Annotated in this window: 5 protein-coding genes and 1 pseudogene; all 6 read left to right on the top strand. The window is 40.5% G+C overall.

Annotated elements, in window-relative coordinates; genetic code table 11:
• A partial coding sequence (locus V6C93_RS38960) for a Cas10/Cmr2 second palm domain-containing protein (RefSeq protein ID WP_333479259.1) occupies positions 1–1364 on the top strand: 1364 nt, incomplete at its 5' end.
• Positions 1327–2025, top strand: coding sequence for an RAMP superfamily CRISPR-associated protein (locus V6C93_RS24340; protein WP_333479258.1), 699 nt, complete (start codon positions 1327–1329; stop codon positions 2023–2025). The genes V6C93_RS38960 and V6C93_RS24340, both read left to right, overlap by 38 nt.
• Positions 2022–3644, top strand: a complete 1623-nt coding sequence (locus V6C93_RS24335; protein WP_333479257.1) for an RAMP superfamily CRISPR-associated protein — start codon at positions 2022–2024, stop codon at positions 3642–3644. Before V6C93_RS24340 ends, V6C93_RS24335 begins: the two co-directional genes overlap by 4 nt.
• The gene (locus V6C93_RS24330; RefSeq protein WP_333479256.1) at positions 3644–5086 is read left to right on the top strand and encodes an RAMP superfamily CRISPR-associated protein; all 1443 of its coding nucleotides are present in this window, start codon (positions 3644–3646) and stop codon (positions 5084–5086) included. The genes V6C93_RS24335 and V6C93_RS24330 overlap by 1 nt, the downstream gene beginning before the upstream one ends.
• Entirely contained in the window at positions 5083–5694 is a 612-nt protein-coding gene (csx19, locus tag V6C93_RS24325; RefSeq protein ID WP_333479255.1) for a type III-D CRISPR-associated protein Csx19, read from the top strand. Before V6C93_RS24330 ends, csx19 begins: the two co-directional genes overlap by 4 nt.
• Before the next feature lie 2 nt (positions 5695–5696).
• Positions 5697–5921 (top strand): annotated as a pseudogene (locus V6C93_RS24320) (hypothetical protein); the annotation flags it as partial.

Here is a 5921-nt window from a genome sequence, read left to right as displayed (position 1 = left end):
TTTTACACGATGCACCTGGAGTAAATCTAGTTGTAGCTCATGGAAAATTTGAATGGGACGCTGGCTCTCTGTATGAAGTTGTTCAAGAATTGATGAAAAATGAGCTAGAGCGGAAAAAGTACGGCAGAATCCCTTCTGCCCCATTGCTAGGGTTAGGAGTCACTACTACTTGTAATTCAACTCAGTTACCAGCTATTGGGAGAAGTGATGAACCTAAATATAAAATGCCCGAAGAAAGTAAGCCTTACTTAGTTTCCAGGGAAACAGGTGCAAAACTTCAAGTTGTTAACGATGCTAATGTAAACTTAAAGAAGGAAATTTTTCAGCCAGAAATACTCAAAGAGTATAAAATCGCGCTCGATTTTGATGACTTTGGACGCACGGAAGGTGAAAGTAGTTATCTTGCCATTGTTCATGCTGATGGTAATAGTATGGGCAAACGCTTTCAGAAAATTGGTGAAGGGAAATGCGATCGCGAATACATTAACGATCTGCGGAGTCTCTCAGAAAGTGTAAATCAAGCTGGTATCAATGCTCTTAAAGAAGTAGCAAAGATACTGGTTAAATCCATTCAGCCTGATGAACAGGGCAAGAAGAAAGTTAAAAAACAGTTTGAAATAAAAGATAACTTCTTGCCGTTTCGTCCTATTGTTTATGGTGGTGATGATGTCACTTTTGTTTGCGATGGACGGTTGGGAATTGAGCTAGCAGCACTTTACCTTCAAAAATTACAAAAACAGCCAATAGCAGACGGTGAGACATTAAAAGCATGTGCTGGAATTAGTATTGTCAAAACCCACTATCCCTTTGTTCGTTCCTACGAACTTAGTGAAGCTCTTTGTCGGGAAGCAAAGCGGTATGTCCAACAAAAAAAAGAGGAAAACTTTGCCGCATTAGATTGGCATATTGCTGCTAGTGGGTTATCGGGTTCAATTCAAGAAATTCGCGAACGAGAGTATCATGTCAAAATTCCTGAATTCTCCAAAATAGCACATTTGGAAATGCGACCAGTGCGCCTAGAACAGCATCCAAGTGATTGGCATACCTGGGAAGGGTTTACAACAGTAGTTAAAGAATTTAACAAAGAAGGAAGTTACTGGAAAGAACGCCGTAACAAAGTAATTAACCTTCGGGAGATTTTACGAAAAGGTTCAGGTGCAACTAAAGAATTTATAAATGGTTATAGATTGCAACCTTTACCATTAATTCCCGACTTCAGCGGTCGTTCTAAAAAGTTAGCTCAAGATGGATGGCTGGATGGAGTTTGCGGTTACTTTGATGCCATTGAAGCAATGGAATTTTACATTTCACTGGGAGAAGAATCTGATGAGCTTATATCACCTGAAAATCAGACTGCTGAGTGATACTACTTTTGGACGAGGGGATGGTGTTGCAGGTTTAATCGACTCAGAAGTAGAACATGATCGCGACGGTTTCCCTTATCTGCGAGGACGCACGCTTAAAGGATTACTCAGTGAAGAATGTGATAATTTAATTGCTATTTTACCTGCGGGTAACATCCGCGATCGATGGCAAAAAGTTGCTTGTGCGGTGTTTGGTTCTCCCGGTAGTAGCCTGAACACAATGGCATCTATTCATGTGGGAGATGCGATGTTGCCAAAAGATTTGCGTCAAGCTGTTGCTTACCAAATTCATCAAGAAAATAAATTAACTAAAACTGAGGTGCTAGATGCTTTAACAACAATTCGCCGTCAGACAGCTATTCAACTAGATGGAACACCAGATAAGGGAAGTTTGCGTTCTTTTCGAGTTGTCATGCGTCAGCTTGATTATACTTCTGACTTGATTTTTGAGTCTGAAAAAGCAGAAATAGAAGATGTATTGATAGAAAAGAATGAGATGTTGTCGCTTTTAGCAGTTGGCGCACTCTCACTGCGATATTTAGGTAGTGGAAGAAATCGAGGTAGAGGCCACGTACAGTGCAGGCTTTTTAACAATACAGAAAACGATGTCACAGCAGAATTAAGCAATTTTTTTGGCACTGTAAAAGAGGTAAGTGTATGAAAGGAATTATTTTTTCACTTCACGCAATAGAACCAATACTTGCTACTTCATTTCAGGGAGATCCAAACAGCGATGTTTCCTATTCATACATTCCCGGCAGCATGATTCGAGGAGCCGTAATAGGTCGTTATCTCCGACATCACAAACTTTCGGAACTCGATATAAACGATGTCACAGTTAGAAAACTATTCTTTGATGAGACTAAGACTCTTTACCTGAATGCTTATCTACTGAGTAAAGACGGTAAACGCACGTTACCAGTACCTCTATCTTGGTTTAAGGATAAAGATGAAAAATTACCAGAAGTAGATGAGCGTGGTTCTATGCGAATTTACGATCGAGCGATTGAATATGAATTGCGAGATGAAGACATCACACCAAAAAGAGTAGAGCAAGGATTTTGTAGTGTCTGTGACAAATCTGTTGTTCTATATTCTGAAAATAGACGCATTAACATTCACAACTTTCGTAACCGCAAGAAAGGAAAAGGAATTAAAGAGCAAGGAGAAATATTTCGCTATGAGGCTCTAGATGCAGAGCAAACATTTCAAGCTGTCATCTTATGCCAAGACAAGGATTTATTAGATATACTTCAGCAACTAATACAAAACTCTACAAATATCTGGTTAGGTGGTTCTCAAAGTGCCGGCTATGGCAAAACCCAGATTAAGGATAAGGACATCAAAATTGTAGGTGATAATTGGTGTGAAATAGAAATTCCATTTGAAAACAGAGCTAACGATAAAAAACTAACTATTACTCTTTTAAGCGATACTATTTTACGAGATGAATGGGGACAAGCTATTGCAGATGCCAACTTAATTAAACCAGCCGTTGAAGAAACATTACATACAGCACTACAAACACCGAAATCAGTAATCATCTATAGCGGCAGCACTTTAATTGGCGGTTTTAATCGTAAATGGGGGCTACCATTACCTCAAACTCCTGCTTTATCAGCCGGAAGCGTTATAGTTTTTGAAGGGATTGGTTTAACTTCAGAGGAAATCCAGTACCTTGAATTTTATGGAATTGGCGATCGACGCAATGAAGGCTTTGGCAGAGTAGCTGTTAATTGGTTATATGAAGAAGAATTGCAGGCAACCAAACCACAAAAAAATAATATGGTTCAGCCGTCAATAGAAGAACCATCACGCCCTATTGCCACTTTAATGGCAACAAGAATACTGCGTCAGAGGTTAGAAAAAAAGTTAATTAAAAAATTGGGAGAAAGCGATACCTATATAGCCAACTTAGATGCCATATCTAACAGTCAACTGTCACGATTATGGCTGGCAGCAAGAGAGGGATTAATAACGGGTACTTTTTCACCCGTTGAAAATTTACTAAATTCAGATAATTTAACTAAAAATGCTAGAGAGCAGTTTCAAAATACAAAAATGAAAAATGGAGATAGTTTGCATAGTAAGGTCGTTTTTTGGATGAACAATCCATTGGCATGGATAATAAAGCCACAAGGTTTACAAGAATTAGAAGTAATAATAACACCTGAGATAAAACAAGGATTAACTGATAATTCTGAAAATCCTCTTGTCATTGAATATACGCTACGTCTCATTATGGCAGTAGCTAAAAGAGCAATTAAGGAAGAAATTTAATGCCTATGGAACGGCTGAAACGACAATATCAGAGACATATTGTTAGGCGTATTATTGTACGCGGAGCATTGATGCTAGACACGTCAACTTGTCTCAGTAGCGGAGATAATGATGGTTTGATTGATTTGATGTTAGTGCGAGATAGCCTCGAAAATAAAGCCTTACTTACGGGTGCATCTATTGCAGGTGCATTGCGAAACTACGTGCGCGAATATAGAGGCTACAATGCTCTTGATGAGTCTCAGTTATTCGGCTGTCAGCGGGATGAGCGAGATGGAGAGCAAAGTCCGTTAATTGTTTATGATTCTATCAGCAGCGACAACCTAAAAGCTGAATTAAGAGATGGAGTAAAAATTAAAAGTATAACGGGAACAGCAGAAAAAGGAGCTAAGTATGATTTGGAATTGCTAGAAGCAGGAACTAAGTTTAACCTTTGCTTTGAGTTGTTAATAGATGAACAAGATAAAAATGAAAATATATTGATTGGTGAGTTGGCAGTCGCACTTTCCGGTTTACAACAAGGTGAAATCAGCCTTGGCATGAAAAAGCGGCGCGGTTTTGGTCGCTGTCACGTCAAAGAATGGCAAGTTTGGTATTTTAATCTTGAAGACTCAGACGATCGCACAGCTTGGTTAAATTTTGAACATTGGTGTACAGGATTATTTCCCAATTACCCAACTTATCCATCAATTCAAGAAGCATTTGAGAAAGCTGGAATTCAGCTAGATATAAGTGCACAAGATAAGCGCGATCGCTTCTCCATCCAAGCTATCTTTCAACTAGCAAGTCCCTTACTCATTCGCTCTGGTCAAGACTCCAGTGGTTGCGCTCCTGATGTTGTGCATTTGCGATCGCATCGAGACGGTCAACTCAAACCTGTGCTGTCTGGTACTAGTTTGGCAGGAGTTTTGCGGCATCGAGCCGAGCGCATTGTCAACACTTTGGGGAAACACCAGGCAATTGTCAAGGAGTTATTCGGCTTTGTGGAAGAGGACAGCAAACAAGCAAAAGCAAGCCGCCTGGTGGTACATGAAAGCGTCATCGAACATTGGGCTGACTTGGTGCAAAATCGAATCGCTATCGATCGCTTCACTGGTGGCGCTTACCACGGTGCATTGTTCAGCGAACAGCCGATATTTGGTAGTGATGAAACACGCCTAACTTTGGAACTAGAGTTGCGTCAGCCAAGGAATGCTGAGATTGGGTTGCTACTCCTATTACTCAAAGACTTGTGGACAAGTGACTTACCTGTAGGCGGAGAAAGCAGCATCGGACGGGGACGGTTGCAGGGACTCGAAGCAACGATGACTCGACAGATTCCAGGAGAGGCAATACAAACCTGGACAATCTCTCAAGACGGGGAACGTCTCCAGGTGAGTGAAGCTGATGCCGATGCTTTAGAAACATTTGTAAGTGATTTCTCTGGAGAGGTGGCAGCATGAGCGAAGTGTTATGCCAGAAACTTTCTGTTGATGGGATTGTAGACGATGGAACACTTGTTTCTTGGTTAGAGGAGCAAGCAAGCAATTGGAAACTCAACTATCTGCTAGCTCATGCTGAGGACGGCCTAATTTGGGGTCGTTTCGATAACGATCGTCTAACTACGGCTGAAAAGGTGTTTCACAAGTCTGATTTTAAAGTAGAATTTCCATCGCTACGATTACTCACCCTTCAGCAATGCCGTGTCTTTGGTCAAAACGGTGAGGTGTTGCTTTGGCGGACTGGTGAAAAATTGCGCTCGCGTCTAGTCCAAGATAATCCAGACACAGACAACATCCCAGAAAGACAAATTCTCTGGGGGACTCAAAAAGAAAACGGAAAAAATGGGGAAGATGGAGAAAAAAATGGATTTACTTTACTCTCCGATGGTTCTCAAGGATTGAAATATGCTGTTCCTATATCTGTAAAAGAAGATTACTTCAGTAAGAATAAACAGAAGCTACATCGTCCAGTGCGCTTACTCGTCCATCACTACATTACCTATGACAATGACGGAGTAGCTCGTATCCACCTCAGCCGCCTTGTTGATTTAACTACTAAGAAAAATTAATCATGATTCCAAAGCATATAGACCAAGTACAAGATGAACGCCGTGCTGTCGCCCCTTATAACTTTGTAGAATTACCGGAAATAATAGTTCCAGCAGAACCTTTGCCTGCAAATAACTGCTATCACGAATATTCTGAACATAAAGATAACGAAGTAAATACTCTTAAAATCAAGCGACATACTGGCAAAATAGAGTGTACAATAACTACCTCTTCACCCCTATACATA

This window comes from Allocoleopsis sp. (genome assembly GCF_036703385.1).
In the GTDB taxonomy this organism is placed as follows: Bacteria; Cyanobacteriota; Cyanobacteriia; order Cyanobacteriales; family Coleofasciculaceae; genus Allocoleopsis.
The sequence above is the reverse complement of the archived record's forward strand: the minus strand, read 5'-3'. Positions and strand labels throughout refer to the sequence as shown.

Coding starts and splice junctions, on each gene's coding strand:
- V6C93_RS24340 (WP_333479258.1), top strand. CDS start 1,327: ATGAGCTTATATCACCTGAAAATCAGACTGCTGAGTGATACTACTTTT.
- V6C93_RS24335 (WP_333479257.1), top strand. CDS start 2,022: ATGAAAGGAATTATTTTTTCACTTCACGCAATAGAACCAATACTTGCT.
- V6C93_RS24330 (WP_333479256.1), top strand. CDS start 3,644: ATGCCTATGGAACGGCTGAAACGACAATATCAGAGACATATTGTTAGG.
- csx19 (WP_333479255.1), top strand. CDS start 5,083: ATGAGCGAAGTGTTATGCCAGAAACTTTCTGTTGATGGGATTGTAGAC.